The organism is Rhizobium sp. BK529 (assembly GCF_014194105.1).
Lineage (GTDB): Bacteria > Pseudomonadota > Alphaproteobacteria > Rhizobiales > Rhizobiaceae > Rhizobium.
Genome location: NZ_JACIAU010000003.1, coordinates 330304 through 350706, shown reverse-complemented (window position 1 = coordinate 350706; position 20403 = coordinate 330304). Strand labels below are relative to the sequence as shown.

Here is a 20403-nt window from a genome sequence, read left to right as displayed (position 1 = left end):
ACCGGATCGAGGCCGTCTTAGCGGCTTCCAACGATTGAATGACATTACACGCCCTGTCGGCTGCAGCTTGCCCTCGGCGCTGGCAATGGTTTCGAACCTGCTGGAATAACTCCAGACGATCGCCAAGATCACGAAAACGGATATGAACCGGATCAGCGCCGCCCCTCAGGCGAGGCCTCGCCAGTCTCATCCATATCTTTCGCCGGATATCCTGGTCATCGGCAGCGGGCTCGGCGATATGCCCGCTCGCCAGGCATTTTACTGACCGAACCCGTCCTTGCGTTCCGCCGAGACGCGACAGCCCCGGAAACACCGCCGCGCCGACCGCACATAATGTTGCAACGGTTGCGATCTGTCCCGGACTCGTGACGGTCCTGCCCCAAACGCATTTGGTCCCAAAGGCCACAGCAGGATCAGAAAGCCACCGAACAGATTGCAGAGATCTAAATCACGAAATCCGTTCCTTACTGGAAGACAGGCTTGCTGTATCAACATCGTCGATATAAAGCTTTCGTCATATCAGATGGGGACATTATGGAACGCTCGTTTTTAACGATCGATGCAGGCGTCAACGATACCGTCATAAAAGCCCTCTCCGCACCGGGGCGCCTGCAACTCCTCAAACTCCTGTGCTCCAAAGGCCCGATGAACGTCAACGACATGGCGCGGGCGCTGTCGCTTCCACAATCGACCGTCGCGACCGGGATTCAAATCCTGGAAGAGGTGGGCTTGGTCGAATCCCGCCTCGCCAAAGGCCGCAAGGGCAACCAGAAGATCTGTTCCGCTGTCTACGACGAGATCCTCATCAGCTTCGAAGACAAGTCAGTCAGCAAGACGGACGACGTCATCGAAGTCGAAATGCCCGTCGGGCTCTATACGAGCTGCGACATCCACGCGCCTTGTGGCCTGTGTTCAAACGACAGTGTGATCGGGCTGCTCGACGTTCCCGATTATTTCCTGGATCCACAGCGCATGCAAGCTGGCCTCGTCTGGTTCGGCAGGGGCTTTGTCGAGTATAAGTTTCCAAACAACGCCAAGGTCTTGAATAAGGAAGTGCGCGCCATCGAATTTTCGATGGAACTCTCGTCGGAAGTGCCTGGAACCAACCCGGACTGGCCCTCCGATATCACGCTTTGGGTCAACGGAATGGCGGTTGGAACGTGGATGTCGCCGGGCGACTACGGCGACAAGCGAGGAGCTTATACGCCCGGCTGGTGGAAGCTCGAAGGGTCTCAATACGGCAAGCTAAAGACCTGGCGCATATCGACGCGCGGCACATTCATCGACGGGGTGGCGACTTCCAATGTCACGGTCGCGGACCTTGCCCTGGCGCAACATTCTTCCATCCGGCTTCGCGTCGGTATTGCGGAGAATGCTAGCCACACCGGCGGCGTAAACATCTTCGGACGCGGCTTCGGCAATTACGGCAGAGATATCGTGATGCGACTATACGTTTGAAAGACAATATCGAAAATCCTGATTTCAATGACGCGATTAATTTTTCCGGTGCGACCTGTTATCATGACTTACCAGATTGTATTTTAACGATTATTCCGAAAATCCGCGCTTCAGAGCCCAACGAGCCTGCGCAATTGACTCGCTTCCACCCAGCTATCAAGATGACCGCATAAGAACGGAGAAATTGATATTTAGGGGAGGCCTCGGTGAAAACGAGCCTTATCGTTCATCGCGATTTTAGACTCGCGAGCATTGATCCCAGACTCTACAGTTCTTTTCTCGAACATCTTGGCAGAGCCGTTTACGGCGGCATCTATGAGCCTGGACATCCGACTGCCGATGCGGATGGTTTCCGGCAGGACGTCATCGACCTCGTGCGGCAGCTCGACACGCCCTACTGTCGTTATCCCGGCGGCAATTTCGTTTCAGCCTACGATTGGGAGGATGGCATCGGGCCGCGTTCCGAGCGGCCGGTCCGCCTCGATCTTGCCTGGCGCACGCGTGAAAGCAACCAGATCGGCGTCAACGAATTCGTCGACTGGTGCAAGAAAGCAGGGACCAAGCCGATGCTTGCGGTCAATCTGGGATCCCGCGGCCTGGAAGCGGCGCGCAGCTTTCTCGAATATTGCAATCATCCCGGAGGTACCCATTGGTCGGACCTGCGTCGCAAGCACGGCTGGGAAACACCGCACAATGTCAAGTTGTGGTGCCTCGGCAATGAAATGGACGGCCCCTGGCAGGTCGGCCACAAGTCGGCGCAGGAATATGGTCGATTGGCCGATGAGACGGCAAAGGCGATGCGCGGCTTCGACAGGTCGCTGGAACTCGTGGTCTGCGGTTCCTCGCATCCTGACATGAAAACCTATCCAGACTGGGAAGCACAGGTTCTCGACGAATGTTATGACAGTGCAGACTATATTTCCCTGCATATGTATTTCGCGAACCGCGAAAAGAACACGCTCAATTACCTGGCGCGCACCACAAAGCTTGACCGTTACATCACCACCATCGGCGGCGTGATCGATTATATCAAGGCAAAGAAGCGATCCAAGAAGACGATTGGCATTTCCTTTGACGAATGGAATGTCTGGTATCATTCCAACCAGCAGGACAAGGACATTCTTGCGAAGAACGAATGGCCCGATGCGCCGCACCTTCTCGAAGACGTCTACAATTTCGAGGACGTGCTGCAGGTCGGCGGCATTCTCAACACCTTCATTCGCCGCTCAGATCGTGTGCGCATCGCCTGTATCGCCCAGCTCGTCAACGTCATCGCGCCGATCATGACCGAAAACGGCGGTCCGGCATGGCGCCAGACGATCTACTACCCCTTCTATCTCGCATCGAAGTATGGCCGCGGTTCGGCCCTGCAGCTCATTGCCGACGCGCCGACCTATGATTGCGACGAGGCGGATGATGTGCCTTATCTCGACGCATCCGCGGTTCTTGCCGACGACGGCAAGACGCTGACCTTCTTTGTCGTCAACCGCCATCCGCAAAATACGCTTGACCTCGATGCCCGGCTCGACGGCTTTGCCGGTGCTAGTGTCCTGGAACACGTGGAGATGGCGCATCCGGACCTCGAGGCCGTTAACACGGCGCGGCAACCGGAAACCGTCGTCCCTGCAAAGGTCGACAACGCAGGAATCGAGGATGGCAGATTGCGCGCAAGGCTGAAACCGCAGTCCTACGGCGTCATCCGGCTGTCGGTCTGAAGAATTTCCGGCCATCACCCTCGTGCTGGCCTGAAGACTATCCGCTCGCTGCGAGGAGGCAGTCGAGCCGGAGGAATGGATCGCAGAAGCATCGGACCTGACACGTACAAGTCCCAAGCCTGCTGCGGACCAAAAACCGCGACGTCCCACGCGTCCATTGCGGCCGCTCTCTCGTCGCATTCAAAGGGAGGAGAAAATGCAGCATTGGAAGAAGCTTGCATTCGGCGTCGCCCTGGCGACGCTCGGCCTGATGGCCGCGGCCAAGGCAGATGATTATAAATCCTTGCCTCGCAAGGACACGCTCATCGTCGAAAATCCGGAAGGCACGATCAAGAACCCCGGCTGGTTCAATATTTGGGTCAACGGCGGCGGCGGTGTTTCAACCGGCCTGCAGCAGTTGACCATGGACACGCTCTGGTACATCGATCCCGAACAAGGTCTCGGCGGCTCGACCTGGGACAACTCCCTTGCCGCCGACAAGCCGCAATATAATGCCGACTTTACCGAGATGACGGTGAAGCTGCGCCCGGGGCTCTATTGGAGCGATGGCGTGGAATTTACAGCCGATGACGTCGTCTATACGGTCAAGACGCAAATGGACCATCCCGGCATGGTCTGGAGCGCCGCCTTCTCGGTGCAGGTCGCAAGCGTCGAAGCAACGGATCGCAATACGGTCGTCTTCAAGCTGAAAAAGCCCAATTCGCGTTTCCATGCGATCTTCACGGTACGCTGGAACGGTGCTTGGATCATGCCGAAACACGTTTTCGAGAAGGTTGCCGATCCCGTTCGCTATGATTTTGCCAATCCCGTTTCCCTCGGAGCCTACAAGCTGAAGGCCTATGATCCGCAAGGCAAATGGTACACGTGGGAAAAACGCGACGACTGGCAGCGGACCTCGCTTGCCCGCTTCGGCGAACCCGCTCCGAAATATGTCACCTATGTCGACCCCGGCCCGCCGGATAAGCGCACCATCGCCCAGCTCGAGCACAATCTCGATATCATCCACGACAATACGCCTGAGGGCATGTTCACGCTCAAGGAAAAATCCAAGTCGGTCGATACGTGGTTCCCGGGTTTCCCCTACGCTCATCCGGACCCGACGCTTCCGGCTGTCATCTTCAATACGCAGGATCCGACCTTCCAGAACCCGGATGTCAGATGGGCTCTGGCTCTCCTGATCGACATCAAGGCCGTGGACATGGCGAGCTATCGTGGTGCCGCGACTCTGTCAGCACTGGGTGTTCCGCCGACCGCCGTCGCGATGACGGCTTATCAGGCCCCCATGCAGGATTGGCTGAAGAACTTCGAAATCGACACCGGCAAGCGTAAGATCAAGCCCTATGATCCAACGATCGGCCAGCAGATCGCCAATATCTTGGGCAAACAGGCAAAATACAAGGATCAGATCCCGAAGGATCCTGCCGCGATCAACGCGGCCTTCGGTTACGGCTGGTGGAAGCCGGATCCACAGGCTGCTGCGGAACTTTTGGAAAAGGCCGGCTTCAAGAAGACCGGCGGCAAATGGATGACGCCTGATGGCCAGCCGTTCAGAATCCGCATGACGGTGGAGGGCGACACGCGCTCCGTCTTCACCCGCGCGGGAACGCTGATCGCGCAGCAATGGGCTTCCTTCGGCATCGACGCCAAAGCCGTGCCGACGACGAGCCTGTGGCAGGTTGCGCTGCAGCCCGGCGATTTCCAGGTGGCGATTGCCTGGAGCGTCGAAACCTGGGGCGGCGATCCCGACCTGTCCTTCTTCCTCGACAGCTGGCACTCGCAGTTCGTGGCAAAGAAGGGTGAGGTTCAGCCGCCGCGCAACTGGCAGCGCTGGAGCAATCCGGAGCTCGACAAGATCATCGAAAGCATCCGCGGCATCAGCGCCGACGATCCCAAGGGCATCGAGCTCGGCAAGGATTATCTGAAGCTGGTCGCCCGCGAAATGCCGACGATCCCGCTGATGTCCTACAACGTCTTCACCTCGATGGACACGACCTACTGGACCGGCTACCCGACGATAGCAGACCCCTATACCGATCCGGTGCCGAACTGGGCGAATTCCAGGCTGATGATGGTCAAGCTGAAACCGGCACAATCGCAATAATCCTCCCGCTGCCGGCGCGGCATGCCGCGCCGGCTCCCTTATCGGCGGACATCTGTCCGTCGATCCTTTCCAATCGATGCGGGGAACGAGAGAGGAACCACCACCCTATGACGTCCTATCTGATCTTCGTGCTGAAGCGGTTCGGTCAGTTTCTGCTCGTCGTCTTTATTGGAGTGAGCATCACATTCTTCGTTACCCACCTGACCCCGATCGATCCGGTCGAAGAAAGCATAGGCGCCATAACCCAAATGGGTCAGTCCGATCCGAATGCGATCGAGCTCATGCGTCAGTCGCTTCGCGAGCTTTATGGTCTGGAGGGCTCGATCTGGCAGCAATATCTGCATTTCTGGCTGCGGCTGATGACCGGTGATCTCGGCCCCTCGCTATCGGCTTTTCCCACACCGGTTTCCACCATCATTCTGCGGTCTCTGCCCTGGACCATCGGGCTGATGACTGTCTCTACCCTAATCACCTTCGTGCTCGGAAACGCGATCGGCGCGCTCGCCGGCTATTACAGGAAGAACATGGTGTTGAAAGGCGTCAGCCTGATCTTCATCGCGCTCCTTCCCATTCCCTATTATATTCTGGCCTTCGTGCTTCTCATCCTGTTCGGCTATCTCTGGCCGGTGCTGCCGATCAATGGCGGCTATGAGATGAACGCCAATCTGGACCTCTCCTTTTCATTGATCGTCGACATCCTGGAACATTCCATCCTGCCGGCCTTGTCGCTGATCCTGGTCGGAGCCGGCAGCTGGCTGATCGGGATGCGCGCGCTCGTTTCCAACATCATTACCGATGATTACGTCGTCTTCGCCGAACTCGGCGGCGTTCCGAAGCGGAAAATTCTGCGCTCCTACATCGCCCGCAATGCGATGGTACCGCAATTTACCGGGCTTGCCATGTCGCTCGGGGCGATCTTCAACGGCACCGTCATCACGGAGATCGTCTTCGGTTATCCCGGCATCGGCAACCTGCTGATTTCGGCAGTGCATGCCGGCGACTACAGCCTGGTCCTCGGCCTCAGCGCCTTGTCGATCGTCGGCGTCGCCGCCGCCGTGTTCATCATCGACATTCTGAGCCCGCTGATCGATCCGCGCATCAAGGTGGAGTAGGCCATGTTTACCATCATCCGCGACCTCGCGCGCCAGAACCAGGAATTTCTCTGCGGCCTGCTGCTCTTTGCCGTCATCGTCGGCTTGATCGTCGTGTCCTATTTCTCGCCCTACGGCGCCACGGACCTCTATCTTCTGCCGCCCGACATGCCGCCCGATAGCCAATATTGGCTCGGCACGACATCGCGCGGCCAGGATGTTTTCTGGCAACTGACCATTGCCCTTCGCAATACCTTGTACTTCGGCATCGGCGTCGCCTTTCTGTCGCGCATCATCTCGCTGGTCGTCGGCCTCGTTGCCGGCTATGCCGGCGGTGCGGTCGACCGGGCGCTGATGGCGATCAACGACAGCGTCATGGTCATCCCGCAATTTCCGCTGTTGATCCTGTTTTATTTCGTGCTGAAGGACAGTATGACCTGGACCATACTGATCGTCATCATGGCCGCACTCGGCTGGTCCTACGATGCGCGCCTTATCCGCTCGGTGGCGATCGGCCTGAAGACCAGGCCCTTCACCGTCCAGAGCGTCTATTCCGGCATGAGCATGCGCAAGATCCTGGTCGAAGAGCACCTGCCCTATGTGCTGCCCATCGTCTTCGCCACCACGATGAACAACATGATCTGGTCGATCGGCATGGAAATCACGCTATCGGTGCTGGGCTTTACCGATATCGAGACGCCGACCATGGGCATGATGATCTACTGGGCCAACGCGCATTCGGCGCTGATTGCCGGCACCTGGTGGTGGGTGGCAGCGCCAGTTGCGGTGATCGTCATTCTCTTCCTGGCGCTCTTCCTGCTGTCGATGTCGATGAACGAGTACAATGATCCGCGCAGCCGGCTGAACCGGATGGGAAGCTAGCATGGACCCTTTGGTCGAAATCCAGAATCTCAAAGCCTACTACCGCGCCTTCCTCTACGGCATCGATCGCGAAGTGCGGGCCGTCGACGACATCAGTCTGACGATCGGCCGCGGCGAGGTCTATGGCGTCGCCGGAGAATCGAGCAGCGGCAAGACGACCCTGATCAAGACCGTCGCCGGCGCGATCCGGCCGCCGCTCAGGGTTGTATCGGGAAAGGTGACGTTCCATTTCGCGGGCGGCACCCAGGATATTTACGCGATGAAGCCCGAAGAGCGCATGGCGCTGCGCTGGCGGCATCTGTCCTATATCATGCAGGGGTCGATGAATGTGCTCAACCCGGTGCGCCGGATCCGCTATTCCTTCACCGACTTCGCATTCCGCCACATGCAGGTCGGCATGCAAGAGTTCTTCGAAAGGGTCGCCGCCCATTTGCAACGGCTAAAGCTCGATCCGCATCTGCTCGACGCCTATCCCCACGAGCTCTCCGGCGGCATGCGCCAGCGCATGACCATTGCGCTCGCCACGATCCTGACGCCGGAATTCATCATCGCCGACGAACCGACGACCGCCCTCGATGTGATCGTCCAGCGCGACGTCTTGTCGATGGTCCGCGAGATTCAACGCGAAATGGGCTCGTCCTTTCTCTTCGTTACCCATGATATGGGCGTTCACGCAACGGTGTCCGACCGCATCGGCATCGTCTATGCCGGCCGTCTCGTCGAGGAAGCGCCCACCCGCGAACTCTTCAGCATGCCGCTTCATCCCTATACGCAGCACCTCGTCGCCAGTCTGCCGCGCATCGGCGATGCGACGGCTCGCCCTTCACTGGAGGGACGTCCCCCGAACCTTGCCATGCCGCCGGAAGGCTGCCGGTTTCATCCGCGCTGTCCAAAACGGATGGAGATCTGTTCACAGAAGGTGCCGCCCCTGGTCACTGTTGGGCCGCAGCGGCGGGTCGCATGTTTTGCAGTTACGGGAGATCAGGTTTGAGTGCTTTGCTGAATCTCTCGCATGTCACAAAAATCTATCGGCAGGGCGGCATGCTCGGCCGGCGTCGGATCACGGCTGTCAAGGATGTCAGCTTCGCACTTGGCGAGGAACCGGAGATCCTGTCGATCGTCGGAGAATCCGGATCGGGCAAGTCGACCATCGCTGCAATGATCCTCGGCCAGACGGCGCCGACGCAAGGAGAGCTCGAATTCTGCGGCAGGGCGGTTTCCATTCACGGCAGATCCGAACGCAGGGCTTTCATGAATAAGGTGCAGCCAGTTCTCCAGAACCCTTTCGAAGCCTTCAATCCGATGAAGCGAGTGGATCGCTACCTGTTTGAGACGGCCCGCAATTTGTCGGCGTCGGGAAAACAGCCGGAGCGGCGGCAGGTGGAACGCGTCGCGGATGCCGCATTGATGCATGTCGGCCTGACCCTTGAAGAGGTGAAGGGCCGATTTCCCCACGAGTTGTCCGGCGGTCAGCTTCAGCGCGTCGCCATCGCCCGTGCGCTCATTCCGCAACCCCGCCTGCTGGTCGCCGATGAACCGGTATCCATGGTCGATGCGTCGCTGCGCATGGCAATCGTCAACCTGTTCGGCCGCCTGAAAAGCGAACTTGGGCTTTCGATCATCTACATCACTCACGACCTTGCCACCGCTTATTATATCAGTGACCGGATCATCATCATGCGCAAAGGCGAAATCGCCGAACAAGGAGAGGCGCGCAAGGTCCTCGACAATCCGCAGCATCCCTATTCCCGCGCGCTGAAAGACGCCGTGCTGAGCGCCGATTTTGCGGCCATGTCCTAAAGACCAGCAAGCGCTAAGTTCCGCCGAAGCAAGTCTCTCATTAAAACAATGACATAAACAAAAATTGATTTTTATCGATAAAAACACTTGTCCCACACAAGATAGATGATAACGTTTCAATTAAATTGAATGCCGGATGGCGACAGTCAACGTTTGGGAGGACGTGACATGACCAACAGCAGTAGATTTATGCCCGAAATCCGTCGTCGTACTCTTCTTGCAGGAGCGGGAAGCACAGCCCTGCTGGCTCTGTCGGGCGCAGCAAGGGGGCAGGATACCGTGAGCGGCGAGCTTGTCGTCTTGAATTGGCTCGGCGGCTCCGAGCTCGACATGATGCATTCGATCCAGAAGGCTTTTCTGGCGAAATATCCTGATGTGACGATCCGCGAAGTCGTGGTCACGGGTCAGGGCGACATGCGTGGCGGCATCCGCACCGCACTGATGGGCGGCGAAGTCGTCGACGTGCTGATCAATACCTGGCCGGCCTTCCGCAAAGAACTGGCCGATGCCGGCATGCTGCGGTCGGTCGACGATCAATGGAAGGCTTTCGGCTGGGACAAGCTGATCAGCCAGTCCTGGAAGGATCTCGGCGCCATCGACGGCAAGACTTACGGTCTGACTTACACGTTCGGCGACCGATCCGGCATCTGGTACAAGAAGGAGCATCTCGAGAAGGCCGGCATCACCGAGCCGCCGAAAACCTGGGATGAATTCGTCGCGTCCTTTGCAAAATTGACCCAGGCCGGTTATGCGGCGCCCGTTGCCATTCCCGGCAAATACTGGGCGCATGCCGAATGGTTCGAAACCTTGCTGCTGCGAACGGCAGGTGTCGAAACGGCGACGAAGCTCGCCGCCCACGAGATCCCCTGGACCGATCCGGCCGTGAAGACGGCGCTCACCAAATACGCCCAGATGGTGACATCCGGCTGCTGCGGCGCACCGAATACGATGCTTGCCAACGACTGGGACGGCGAGGCCGACCAGATCTTCCAGGCCAATACCAAGAACTACCTGTTGATCGGCATGTGGATGAACAACCGCGCCAAGAACGATTATAAGCTGAGGGAGGGCAAGGACTACGGCCTCTTCCAGTTTCCGTCGCTCGGCATGGGCCATGATGATACGTCTAGCGTCGATGCCAAGGAACTGCTTGTCACGACGAACGGTCCCAATCCAAAGGCAGCCGACGCCTTCCTCGATTTCTGGACGAGCGCGGATGCCGCCAACATTCTCGCCAAGGCCGGTTATGCTTCGCCAAGCAGCAATGTCGACGCCTCGCTCTACGGCGAAGCACAGAAGGTGGCGACGCAGGCGGTTGCAAGCTCCAAGCTGCAATTTGTGCTCGGCGACCTCCTGCCAGGGGACCTCGTCGACGAATATCGCGTCCAGCTACAGAAATTCCTGCAGGATCCGTCGGATGCCAATATCGACACGGTTCTTTCAGCCATCGAGACCAAGGCCAAGGGTTCCTACTGATGGCTGACACTTCCGCTTCCCCGGTGCGGGAAGCGGCGGGCGTGGTGCAGGGTTCTCCGCTGGCGGCTGGCATCAAAGGCCGCCGGCGTCTGCTTAGGGACACGCCCGCCGCACTGATCCTGATTGCGCCGGTTATCGTGTTGTTTGCGATCGCCGTCATCTATCCGCTGGCCGAGACGATCCGGCTGAGCTTCTGGGACATCCAGGGGCTCAGAAAACCGGCTTTCATCGGCTTCGGCAATTATGCGCGGCTCTTTGCCGATGCAGCCTTCCGCAACACGCTGCTGACGACTCTGATCTTCACCATCGGCACGACTGTGATCTCGGTTGCGATCGGCTGGGCTCTGGCGATGCTGTGCGCCTTCGCGCCACAGCAGACGCTGCCCTTTCGCGTGATGATCTTTGCAGCCTTCGGCATTTCGGAAGCGGTATCAGGTTATATGTGGATCGGCATCTACCGGTCGGATGCCGGCGGGTTGCTCAATTCGCTCATCCAGCTTCTGGGCTTTCCAGATTTCGCCCATGCCTGGCTGGGTGATGCAAACACGGCTCTCTGGGCGCTGATCGTTGCGGCTTCCTGGAGCGGCGTCGGCCTGCCTCTGATGCTGATCTTTGCCGCCATCCAGGCGATCCCGAAATCCGTGCTCGAAGCTGCTTATATGGATGGCGCAAAACCGGTCTCGACCATGCGGCATATCATGATGCCGCTGTCGATGCCAGGCGTACGCGTCGCCGTCTTCATCAACCTTCTGACGGCTCTGCGTGCCTTCGACATCATCTATATTCTGACGGGCGGCGGACCGGTGCGCTCGACGGAGACCGTCGGCTATTTCGTGTACCGGGAATCCATGACCCAGTTCAAACTGGGCTATGGTGCGGCTGCGACCGTCATCCTGCTGCTCGCCGTGCTCATCATCTCGATCCCGGCAATCATCCAGCGAACGGCAGGTGCGAAATGATCGGCAAGGCCCCCCGCTGGATCATCGTCGTCGTCGGTATCGTCGCCTTCATCTGGGTCATCCCGATCATCGGTATTATCGTCACGTCGCTGCGCCCGCCCGAAGGCGTCTCGCTCGGCTGGTGGCGCTTCGACCATTTCGATTTCACGCTCGATGCGTGGCGCCGCGTCTGGGACAAATACCCGCTCGCGGAATCCATGTGGGTGACGATGAAGACGGCGGGTATTGCGACAGCGCTCACCATGCTGCTGACCCCGGCCGCGGCTTACGCCTTCCATTTCCTGGCATTCCCCTTCCGGCGAGTGCTCTTGATCATTATCATCAACGCATTCGTGCTGCCGCAGCAGGTCGTCATCATTCCGCTCTTCACGCTCTGGCGCGACATGGGACTGATCGACAACATCCTCTCGGTGCTCATTCCCTATGTCGGTCTCTCGTTCGCCTGGTCGATCTTCCTCGTCAAAAATTTCTTCGAGGATTTCCCTAGAGAATTGGTGGAGGCCGCCAAGATCGACGGCTGCGGTCCGCTCGCGACCTTCCGCCATGTGGTGCTGCCAAACAGCCTGCCACCGATCTTCGCTGTCGGCATCCTGCAGTTCCTGTGGACATGGAATGCACTGTTGCTGCCCATGCTCTTCCTGCGCAGCGATGTGCCCCTTCCGGTGCTGCTTGCCCGCATTTCCGGCAGCTACGAGATCAACTGGGATCTGAGGTCGGTGGCCGCCATCATCACCACCATCGTTCCCCTGCTCGTCTTCCTCGTTTTCCAACGTCAGTTCGCCGCCGGCTCGCAGACGCGCACCGGCGCAAAGGAATAGGATCATGCCCAAGACCACGAACAAGCCGCTGCGCTACCGCCAGATCCATCTTGATTTCCATACGTCGGAACATATTCCCGGCATCGGCGCCGATTTCGATCCGGAGGCCTTCGTTTCGACGCTGAAGGCAGCCCATGTCGATTCCATCACTATCTTCGCCAAGTGCCATCACGGCTGGTCCTACTATCCGACCAAAGTCGGCAAGCCGCATCCGCAGCTTGCCCGCCCGGACCTGCTCGGCGACATGGTGAAGGCGCTGGCCGCCGCCGATATCGAAAGCCCGATCTACATCTCGGTGCAGTGGGATGAACTGACGGCGCGAGAACATCCGGAATGGCGCGCCATGAGCGCCTCGAACCGCTACCATCATGACCGGCCGGCCGATCCTTCCGCCGGCAAGCAGCTCAGCCCCGCCTGGCACACGCTCTGCCTGAACCACGCGGGTCTCAGGCACTACATCCTCGAACAGGCACGCGAAGTGGCGCGGAACTATCCGACGCAGGGTCTCTTCTTCGACATCATCCTGACGCCGGATTGCGTCTGCCCGGCCTGCGTCGAACGCATGCTGTGCGAAGGGCTCGACCCCGAAAATCCCGCGGACCGGCTGAAGAACGACGAGGCCGTCAACGAGCAGTTTCGCCGCGAAACCAGTGAAGCGCTGTTTGCGGAATTTCCGAACCTGCGCGTCTTCTATAATTGCGGCCATATTCACAAGCAGGGACCGGACCGCTTCTCGACCTATTCGCATCTCGAGCTCGAAAGCCTGCCGACCGGCGGCTGGGGATACGATCACTTCCCTTCGAGCGCGCGTTATGCAGCCACGCTCGGCATGGATTTTCTCGCCCATACCGGCAAGTTCCACACGTCCTGGGGCGAATTCGGAGGGTTCAAACATCCCGATGCGCTGGAATACGAATGCGCCCAGATGATCGCTCTTGGCTCCAAATGCCTTGTCGGCGACCAGCTGCATCCGAATGGCGCGATCAACCCTGACACCTATGCCTCGATCGCACCGGCCTACCATCGGGTCGAGAAGATGGAACCTTTCCTGGAGGGCGCAAAGCAGATTTCCGAAATCGCTATCCTTTCGGCCGAACACATGAATCCGAAAGGCGCCCGCAACCATCCGAGCGATGATGGCGCCGCCCAAATGCTGCAGGAATTGAAGCGTCCCTTCGACGTCGTCGATCTTTCCGGCCGCTTCGAACAATACCGGCTTCTGATCCTGCCAGATGAAATCCCTGTCGATGCCGCGCTCGCAGCAAGGCTGAAATCCTATCTCGCCGGCGGCGGAAAGCTTCTGGCATCCTGGCATTCGGGCCTTGGCGCGGACCGCAAATTTGCCGTGGATTTCGGTCTCGAACGGGAGGCCGCCCCGATCGCCTTCAAGCCGAGCTATATCAAGGCCGGCAAGGATCTTGATCCGTCCATGCCGGAAACGGCCTTTGTGCTCTACGACGATGCAGAAACCGTCCGCTCAGTCGGTGCGATGGTACTGGCAGGTATCTATCCCTCTTATTTCAACCGTTCCTACAAGCACTTCTGTTCGCATCAGCACGCGCCCGACGACCCGAATGCCGATATGCTGGGCGCGGCCGTCTCCGAACACAAGGGGGCGGCCTACATTGCCTATCCAATCTTCCGCCTATACCGGGCGATGGGCCAGCCACTCTATAAATATGTCGTTCGCGGCCTTCTCAACCGCCTTGTTCCCAATCCAGCCATGGTCACCGACCTGCCCTCATCGGGCCGGGCAACACTGACACGCCAGATCGAGCATAACCGCCATATCCTGCATCTGCTCTACGGCCCACCGCAGATCCGGGGCAAGGACGTGCGCGGCGACGACGGCTCGTCCCGCGTGATGGAGATGATCGAGGACATTCCCGCGATCGGCCCGGTCAACGCGACTGTGCGGCTGCCCGCAAAACCGAAGCGTGTTTTCGACGCCATGACGGGCGAGGATATTGCCTGGAATGCCGACGATGATGGCGCCATCAGCATCACGGTTCCACGCTTGCGCATCCATAGCGCTGTGGTGTTCGAAGGCGCGTAATGCAGATTGGGGTCAGGCAACGGTCGGACTTTGCTCTTGCCGGCTACAATACTGGTGAGCGGCGGAGTGCTGGGCTATACGACGGAAAGGCGCCGGATCCGGCGCCATTTCCCAGGAATGCGTGCAGGAGCCCGCTCGATATGCGACAAACGGACCAGACGGCCGGAAGGCGGCGCGGAGCCACAATCATCGATGTTGCCAGAGTGGCAAACGTCGCTGTCGGCACCGTATCCCGCTATCTCAATGGCCAGACGATCCGCCGGTCGAACCGGGAGCAGATAGAGCGAGCGATCCAGGATCTCGGTTACAGGCGCAATGCCGCGGCCGCCTCGATCCGCACAGACCTTACCCATATGATCGGCTTCCTGGTGCCGACCTTTGACGAATTCCATGCCCGGATGCTGGAACATCTCGCCCACTCGGTGCGCCGGACCGGCCGGGCGCTCCTGACCTATTGTCATGGCGGCGATCCGCGCGTGGTGGCCGAGGCGCTGGATTTCTTTGCCGCGCAGCGCGTCGACGCACTCGTCATGGATGGCACGGCCGAAGTCTATGATCGGGTCGATGATCTGATCCATCACGACATTCCGATCATCTTCTACAATAACGACGTGCGCGGACTGGCAGCCGACCGCGTCATGGTAGAAAACCATCGCGCCAGCCATCGCATCGTCAATCATCTGATAGACCTCGGCCACACGCGCATCGGCATCTTGACCGGAGATCCACGCAATTCCTCGGGTATCGAGCGGCTTGGCGGCTACGAGCAGGCACTTCGCGATCGGGGCATAGCAATCGATCCGACCCTTGCAGCGCGCGGCAACTGGCGCATGGATGGCGGCTACGAGGCGACCAAGCGGCTGATGTCGCTGGAACGCCCGCCGACAGCGATCTTCTCGGCAAACTATGGCATGGCCGTCGGGGCACTGAGTTGGTTGAAGGAAAACGGCCGGCATGTGCCCGAGGATATCTCGCTTGCGAGCTTCGATGATGTCGCAGTCTTCCGGCTCTATGAGGCCGGCATTACTGCCGTCGCTCAGCCGGTCGCAAGCATCGCAGAAACCATAACCGACATTCTCGTGGAACGACTGACGGAACCGTCGGGAGGGGCGACGCGCAGCGTCGTTCTTGAATGTGACATCATTTTGCGAGGTTCGACGCGGCGGATCACGTGACGCGTTCTGCCCGCCAGGCGGTTAAAGGGAGGAAGCTTTGGCCAGCGTAGAATTGCAAGATATCGACAAGTCCTACGGCAGCTTCCGGGCAATCGAGGGCCTGAACCTGAGCGTCGAGGACGGCTCCTTCACGGTCTTCGTCGGCCCTTCGGGTTGCGGAAAATCGACGTTGCTGCGGATGATCGCCGGCCTTGAAAAGATCACCGGCGGAGATCTCACAATCGGCGGACGGCGCGTGAACGAGGCGGATCCGATCGAACGCGGCGTGGCCATGGTTTTCCAGAATTATGCGCTCTACCCGCATATGACAGTGGAGCAGAATATCGGCTTCTCGTTGCGTATGGCCGGTATGGGCAAGGCAGATATCGACCGAAGCGTCGCCGCAGCTGCTGCGACCCTGCAGATCGAGCCGCTGTTAAAGCGCAAGCCGGCGCAACTATCGGGCGGCCAGCGCCAGCGCGTCGCGATCGGCCGGGCGATCGTGCGCAACCCGGCGGTCTTCCTGTTCGACGAGCCGCTGTCGAATCTTGACGCGGAACTTCGCGTCTCCATGCGCGTCGAAATCGCCAAGCTGCACCGGCGTCTCGGCGCTACAATGATCTATGTCACCCATGACCAGACGGAAGCGATGACGCTCGCCGACAAGATCGTCGTTATGCGCGCCGGGAAGATCGAGCAGGCCGGGACGCCGGATGCGCTCTATGCCGATCCCGACAATTTCTTCGTCGCCGGCTTCATTGGTTCGCCGCGGATGAATTTCCTCGATGGCAAGCTTGGTGCGGATGGAATGGTCAAGCTCGATTGCGGCACGGTATTCAAGACCGGGATGATCGGCCCGGGCAAGGACATGCCGGTCAAGGTCGGTATCCGTCCGGAACATTTCACGGGACAGGGCGTGGACGGCGGCATGATCGAAATCACGGTCGATGTCGTGGAAAACCTCGGCGGAACCCGTTTCATCTACGGAAGCCTCGCGTCAGGCCAGTCCGTTGTTGTCGAGGACCGCTCGGAGAAGGCCCTGCGCCCGGGCCAAAACGTAAACGTCGGCTTTCCAAGCCGGAAGGCGCTGCTCTTCAGCGTCGGCGGCCTGCGCATTCGCGATGTCAGACCGGCAAACAGCATTCCGGCGGAATGACCATGGCGGACAACCTTCTCTGGTACGACAAACCTGCCCGGCTCTGGACGGACGCACTGCCGCTTGGCAACGGCCGGCTCGGCGCGATGGTCTTCGGCGATCCCGTTTCCGAGCGGCTGCAGATCAACGAAGCTACGTTCTGGGCCGGTGGACCTTACCAGCCGGTCAATCCCGATGCCTACGGCCATCTGGAGACGGTGCGAGAGTTAATCTTCGCCGGCCGTTATGCGGACGCGGAAGCGTTGGCTGAAGAACATCTGATGGCGCGGCCGCCAAAGCAGATGTCCTATCAGCCGGTCGGCGATCTTCATATAGATCTGCTCCATTCGCAAACCGTCGGCAGCTATCGTCGCACGCTCGATCTCGATACCGCGATCACCACTACATCCTATATCGCCGACGGCATCACCTTCTTTCGAGAAGCCTTTGTGTCCGCGGTTGATGGCGTACTGGTTGTGCGCCTGTCTGCTGACCGGCCTGGAGCCATCGGGTGCCGAATATCGCTTGACAGCCCGCAACAGGGGCAATGCGTCGATCATGACGTCACAGGACTGACCTTCTCCGGCACCGGCAAGGCGGAATGGGGGATTCCCGCCGCCTTGCGCTTCGCCTTCGGCATCAGGGTGATCGCGAGAGGGGGAAGCCTGAATTGCTCCCACGGTATGGTCTCCGTCAATGGCTCTGACGAGCTTCTGATCCTGCTCGATGCCGCCACCAACTTCCGGCGTTATGATGATGTCTCGGGCGATCCGGAGGGGGCAATTGCCGGGCGCCTTTCGAAGGCCGCCGGTCGCAGCATCGAGGTCATGCGCCGTGAGCATATTGCCGAACATCAAAGACTGTTTCGCACTTTCGCTGTCGATCTTGGTACGACACGGGCAGCGTCGCAACCGACCGACCGCCGCATTGCGGGCTTTGCCGAAGGTGATGATCCCGCACTGGCAGCGCTCTACGTCCAGTTCGGCCGGTACCTGATGATCGCTTCATCCCGACCGGGTACGCAGCCCGCAAATCTGCAGGGCATCTGGAACGATGAGACCGATCCACCCTGGGGCAGCAAATACACCGCCAATATTAATCTGCAGATGAATTACTGGCTGCCGGTTCCGGCCAACCTGCCTGAATGCATCGAACCACTCGTCGAGATGGCTGAGGAGCTTGCCGAAACCGGCCACGAGATGGCTGCGGTGCACTACCGCGCCCGCGGCTGGGTCATGCATCACAATACCGATCTCTGGCGCGCGACCGGGCCAATCGACGGTGCCAAATGGGGCCTCTGGCCGACAGGTGGTGCGTGGCTTATGGCGCAGCTGCTCGATGTCAGCGATTATCTCGATGACGCCGATGTCTTGCGTCGGCGGCTTTTCCCGGTTGCCAAGGCGGCAGCAGAATTTGTCTTCGATATGCTGGTTCCCTTCCCCGGCACCGATTATCTGGTGACCAATCCCTCGCTTTCGCCTGAAAATGTCCATCCGTTTGGCGCCTCGATTTGTGCAGGCCCGGCAATGGACAACCAGATCATCCGGGATTTCCTCGCACTCCTGCGCCCGCTCGCAGTCTCGATCGGCGGGGAGGATACGCTGGTCGCCGAGATCGACCGTGTCCTGCCTCGCCTGCCGCCCGACAGGATCGGCGCTGCCGACCAATTGCAGGAATGGCTTGATGACTGGGACCTGCAGGCGCCGGAGATCCATCACCGCCATGTCTCGCATCTCTACGGCCTCTATCCGAGCTGGCAGATCGACATGGACAAGACACCGGCACTTGCCGCGGCCGCCCGCCGCTCTCTCGAAATCCGCGGCGATGACGCGACGGGATGGGGCATTGGCTGGCGCATCAATCTATGGGCGCGGCTTCGCGATGGCGATCACGCGCTTGACGTCGTCAAGCGGCTCATCAGTCCGGAGCGCACCTATGGCAATCTTTTCGACGCCCATCCGCCCTTCCAGATCGACGGAAATTTCGGCGGCGCTGCGGGCATCCTTGAAATGCTCGCGCAATCGCGCCCCGGTGAAATTCACCTGCTCCCTGCCCTGCCCGGAGCATGGCCGCAAGGCAAACTCCGCGGTCTGCGTGTGCGAGGCGCCATGATTCTCGACCTGGACTGGGAGAACGGCAGACCGGTGAAGATCAGCCTCACCGCGTCGCGCGATGCAAGCACGGTTCTTCGCTTTCGCAACGAGAGGCACGAAATCGATCTTGCCACCGGAGAGGTCTTTACCAACAACGGAAGCATATTTTCGTCTGAAGGCCTTACGGCAGGGTGACGCAAAAGATGGCGAAATTGCCGTTCCATGCTCCTCCCGTCGATAAGGACTTCTCCAGCGGTCGAAGCCTACATCGAGGTTACGACGGCAAGAGCGACTCTGGAGGAATGCCCGGTTCATGGACCGTCGCTCGACGCAATGAAACGGCCTGCTTTACCGCGTGAATTGTGGTACTTATCTGTAGATACCTATGTTTTTGGAGGCAAGCACCTATGGTCGCACGAAGGGATCTCACCAGCGACGAATGGAAGTGGCTCGTGCGGCTTTGCCAGCACGACGCAGACAGTGTTCCCAAGGACATTGAAGCGCGCTTGTCCGAACTCGGTTTGTTCGGGTCGAACGGTCTATCGGATGAGGCGAGAAATCTGGTCCAACACGAGTTGCTGAGTGAGCGGCGCAACAGGCTGCAAGGCCTGCACTGACTGATCATGTTGATCGCGAAATCCCATCCATTTGGTGATCCAGCAGTTGCCGTCTCATAGCATCAGATGCCTGTGGCAAATGACGAGGGCCAATTTCACTCCTGCGTCGCAGGATCGATATCAAAGCGATCTATCTGGATCATCAAACCTGCTATGACGCCTACGCGCCCTGATGAATGCCGCTTACGCAGGTGAAATGGCAGTACGCTAATCATGCGATCAGCAATTCCTGCGAATTTGTTATTACTCACACGCAGATGACTGTTGCCGGCCAAGGTCACCTGGTCTCCGCACCTGTGATGAAAAATACTGCTTGCTGACAATAAGCCGATAGTCCCGAACCGGTTGCCTTACTTATCGCCGAGATGCCAAGCCTCGAACAACGGGCCGGAGGCGCCTTGCACCGGGTCTGTTTCGGGCAACGCGACCTTGGCGATCGTCTTGAGGAGTTCTGCGGTCGCAGCGCTTGTCTGAATATCGGCGTGTTGGCCTGGCGGGTAGGCACCGACCACTTGAAAGTCGCTGCTCGCGCCCAGATTTTGATGTCCCGTCCCCGCAGGAAGGACGATACAATCTCCCGGGTGCAACTCCAACACTTTACCGGTAGGGCCGCCGATCAGCAGCTTCGCCGTTCCTTTTCCGACACCAAGCACTTCGTGGGCGCCCGCGTGATAGTGTTGATAATCGAAAACGCCATCGCGCCATACCCCTTCCCATCCGTGCGAGGTGAACAGGCGCGCGAATTCCTCACACCCGTCATCGCAGATGAAGATTTCACGATAGACGATAACCGGAAGCGTCTGGTTGTTCGGCACCCAGTCGCTTTTCTCAAAAAAGATCTTTTGCGCTTCCATGTCATCCTCATCATAACAAACACACGCGAAACAGTAACCCGGCGGAGCGGAAAACCCGACACTTAGAACGGGCTTCGCTTCAATCCCGATGCTCGGGCATGTCTTTGAGCTGGCCTTTTGTCCAGCCGAGGAAGCCGCCGACGTCTATGACGACGGTTTGCCGGGATCGGTTCATCCGGTGCCAGCCGAACATG

General features: G+C 59.1%; 16 protein-coding genes. 14 read left to right on the top strand and 2 right to left on the bottom strand.

Annotated elements, in window-relative coordinates:
• Positions 1–534: 534 nt before the first annotated feature.
• The 14 genes from FHX08_RS21605 to FHX08_RS21540 all read left to right on the top strand — a co-directional run bounded on the left by FHX08_RS21605 (position 535) and on the right by FHX08_RS21540 (position 18933).
• Positions 535–1458 carry a transcriptional regulator gene (locus FHX08_RS21605; RefSeq protein WP_132656630.1) on the top strand — a complete coding sequence of 308 codons (924 nt, stop codon included), beginning with the start codon at positions 535–537 and terminating at the stop codon, positions 1456–1458.
• A 206-nt stretch (positions 1459–1664) separates the two neighbouring features.
• Positions 1665–3173, top strand: a complete 1509-nt coding sequence (locus tag FHX08_RS21600; protein ID WP_184327627.1) for an alpha-N-arabinofuranosidase — start codon at positions 1665–1667, stop codon at positions 3171–3173.
• A gap of 196 nt (positions 3174–3369) precedes the next feature.
• Positions 3370–5274: an ABC transporter substrate-binding protein gene (locus tag FHX08_RS21595; RefSeq protein WP_184327626.1), complete on the top strand. Its 1905-nt coding sequence runs from the start codon at positions 3370–3372 to the stop codon at positions 5272–5274.
• Between the two features lie 107 nt (positions 5275–5381).
• Positions 5382–6386, top strand: a complete 1005-nt coding sequence (locus FHX08_RS21590; protein WP_184327625.1) for an ABC transporter permease — start codon at positions 5382–5384, stop codon at positions 6384–6386.
• A 3-nt stretch (positions 6387–6389) separates the two neighbouring features.
• A complete protein-coding gene (locus FHX08_RS21585; protein ID WP_184327624.1) occupies positions 6390–7247 on the top strand; it encodes an ABC transporter permease in 858 nt (285 codons plus the stop codon).
• A gap of 1 nt (position 7248) precedes the next feature.
• Positions 7249–8238, top strand: a complete 990-nt coding sequence (locus tag FHX08_RS21580) for an ABC transporter ATP-binding protein (RefSeq protein ID WP_184327623.1) — start codon at positions 7249–7251, stop codon at positions 8236–8238.
• Positions 8235–9047, top strand: a complete 813-nt coding sequence (locus FHX08_RS21575) for an ABC transporter ATP-binding protein (RefSeq protein WP_132656624.1) — start codon at positions 8235–8237, stop codon at positions 9045–9047. Before FHX08_RS21580 ends, FHX08_RS21575 begins: the two co-directional genes overlap by 4 nt.
• Positions 9048–9215: 168 nt before the next feature.
• On the top strand, positions 9216–10523 hold the full coding sequence (locus FHX08_RS21570) for an ABC transporter substrate-binding protein (RefSeq protein WP_184327622.1): 1308 nt from the start codon (positions 9216–9218) through the stop codon (positions 10521–10523).
• Positions 10523–11482, top strand: a complete 960-nt coding sequence (locus FHX08_RS21565) for a carbohydrate ABC transporter permease (protein WP_184327621.1) — start codon at positions 10523–10525, stop codon at positions 11480–11482. The genes FHX08_RS21570 and FHX08_RS21565 overlap by 1 nt, the downstream gene beginning before the upstream one ends.
• The gene (locus FHX08_RS21560) at positions 11479–12300 is read left to right on the top strand and encodes a carbohydrate ABC transporter permease (protein WP_184327620.1); all 822 of its coding nucleotides are present in this window, start codon (positions 11479–11481) and stop codon (positions 12298–12300) included. The genes FHX08_RS21565 and FHX08_RS21560 overlap by 4 nt, the downstream gene beginning before the upstream one ends.
• A 4-nt stretch (positions 12301–12304) precedes the next feature.
• Complete coding sequence (locus FHX08_RS21555) at positions 12305–14356, top strand: alpha-amylase family protein (protein ID WP_132656620.1); 2052 nt, start codon at positions 12305–12307, stop codon at positions 14354–14356.
• Between the two features lie 140 nt (positions 14357–14496).
• Positions 14497–15531, top strand: coding sequence for a LacI family DNA-binding transcriptional regulator (locus FHX08_RS21550; protein ID WP_184327619.1), 1035 nt, complete (start codon positions 14497–14499; stop codon positions 15529–15531).
• A gap of 37 nt (positions 15532–15568) precedes the next feature.
• Positions 15569–16666, top strand: coding sequence for an ABC transporter ATP-binding protein (locus FHX08_RS21545; protein WP_184327618.1), 1098 nt, complete (start codon positions 15569–15571; stop codon positions 16664–16666).
• A gap of 2 nt (positions 16667–16668) precedes the next feature.
• A complete protein-coding gene (locus tag FHX08_RS21540; protein ID WP_184327617.1) occupies positions 16669–18933 on the top strand; it encodes a glycosyl hydrolase family 95 catalytic domain-containing protein in 2265 nt (754 codons plus the stop codon).
• A 517-nt stretch (positions 18934–19450) separates the two neighbouring features.
• On the opposite strand, the gene FHX08_RS21535 is transcribed toward FHX08_RS21540, so the two are convergent.
• Positions 19451–19636: a hypothetical protein gene (locus tag FHX08_RS21535; protein ID WP_184327616.1), complete on the bottom strand. Its 186-nt coding sequence runs from the start codon at positions 19634–19636 to the stop codon at positions 19451–19453.
• Positions 19637–19705: 69 nt separating this feature from the next.
• Positions 19706–20209, bottom strand: a complete 504-nt coding sequence (locus FHX08_RS21530; RefSeq protein ID WP_132656614.1) for a cupin domain-containing protein — start codon at positions 20207–20209, stop codon at positions 19706–19708.
• Between the last annotated feature and the right edge of the window lie 194 nt (positions 20210–20403).

Excerpts from the sequence above, each read along its gene's own strand:
- FHX08_RS21605 (WP_132656630.1), top strand. The coding sequence starts at position 535 with ATGGAACGCTCGTTTTTAACGATCGATGCAGGCGTCAACGATACCGTC.
- FHX08_RS21595 (WP_184327626.1), top strand. The coding sequence starts at position 3,370 with ATGCAGCATTGGAAGAAGCTTGCATTCGGCGTCGCCCTGGCGACGCTC.
- FHX08_RS21590 (WP_184327625.1), top strand. The coding sequence starts at position 5,382 with ATGACGTCCTATCTGATCTTCGTGCTGAAGCGGTTCGGTCAGTTTCTG.
- FHX08_RS21585 (WP_184327624.1), top strand. The coding sequence starts at position 6,390 with ATGTTTACCATCATCCGCGACCTCGCGCGCCAGAACCAGGAATTTCTC.
- FHX08_RS21580 (WP_184327623.1), top strand. The coding sequence starts at position 7,249 with ATGGACCCTTTGGTCGAAATCCAGAATCTCAAAGCCTACTACCGCGCC.
- FHX08_RS21570 (WP_184327622.1), top strand. The coding sequence starts at position 9,216 with ATGACCAACAGCAGTAGATTTATGCCCGAAATCCGTCGTCGTACTCTT.
- FHX08_RS21565 (WP_184327621.1), top strand. The coding sequence starts at position 10,523 with ATGGCTGACACTTCCGCTTCCCCGGTGCGGGAAGCGGCGGGCGTGGTG.
- FHX08_RS21560 (WP_184327620.1), top strand. The coding sequence starts at position 11,479 with ATGATCGGCAAGGCCCCCCGCTGGATCATCGTCGTCGTCGGTATCGTC.
- FHX08_RS21555 (WP_132656620.1), top strand. The coding sequence starts at position 12,305 with ATGCCCAAGACCACGAACAAGCCGCTGCGCTACCGCCAGATCCATCTT.
- FHX08_RS21550 (WP_184327619.1), top strand. The coding sequence starts at position 14,497 with ATGCGACAAACGGACCAGACGGCCGGAAGGCGGCGCGGAGCCACAATC.
- FHX08_RS21540 (WP_184327617.1), top strand. The coding sequence starts at position 16,669 with ATGGCGGACAACCTTCTCTGGTACGACAAACCTGCCCGGCTCTGGACG.
- FHX08_RS21530 (WP_132656614.1), bottom strand. The coding sequence starts at position 20,209 with ATGGAAGCGCAAAAGATCTTTTTTGAGAAAAGCGACTGGGTGCCGAAC.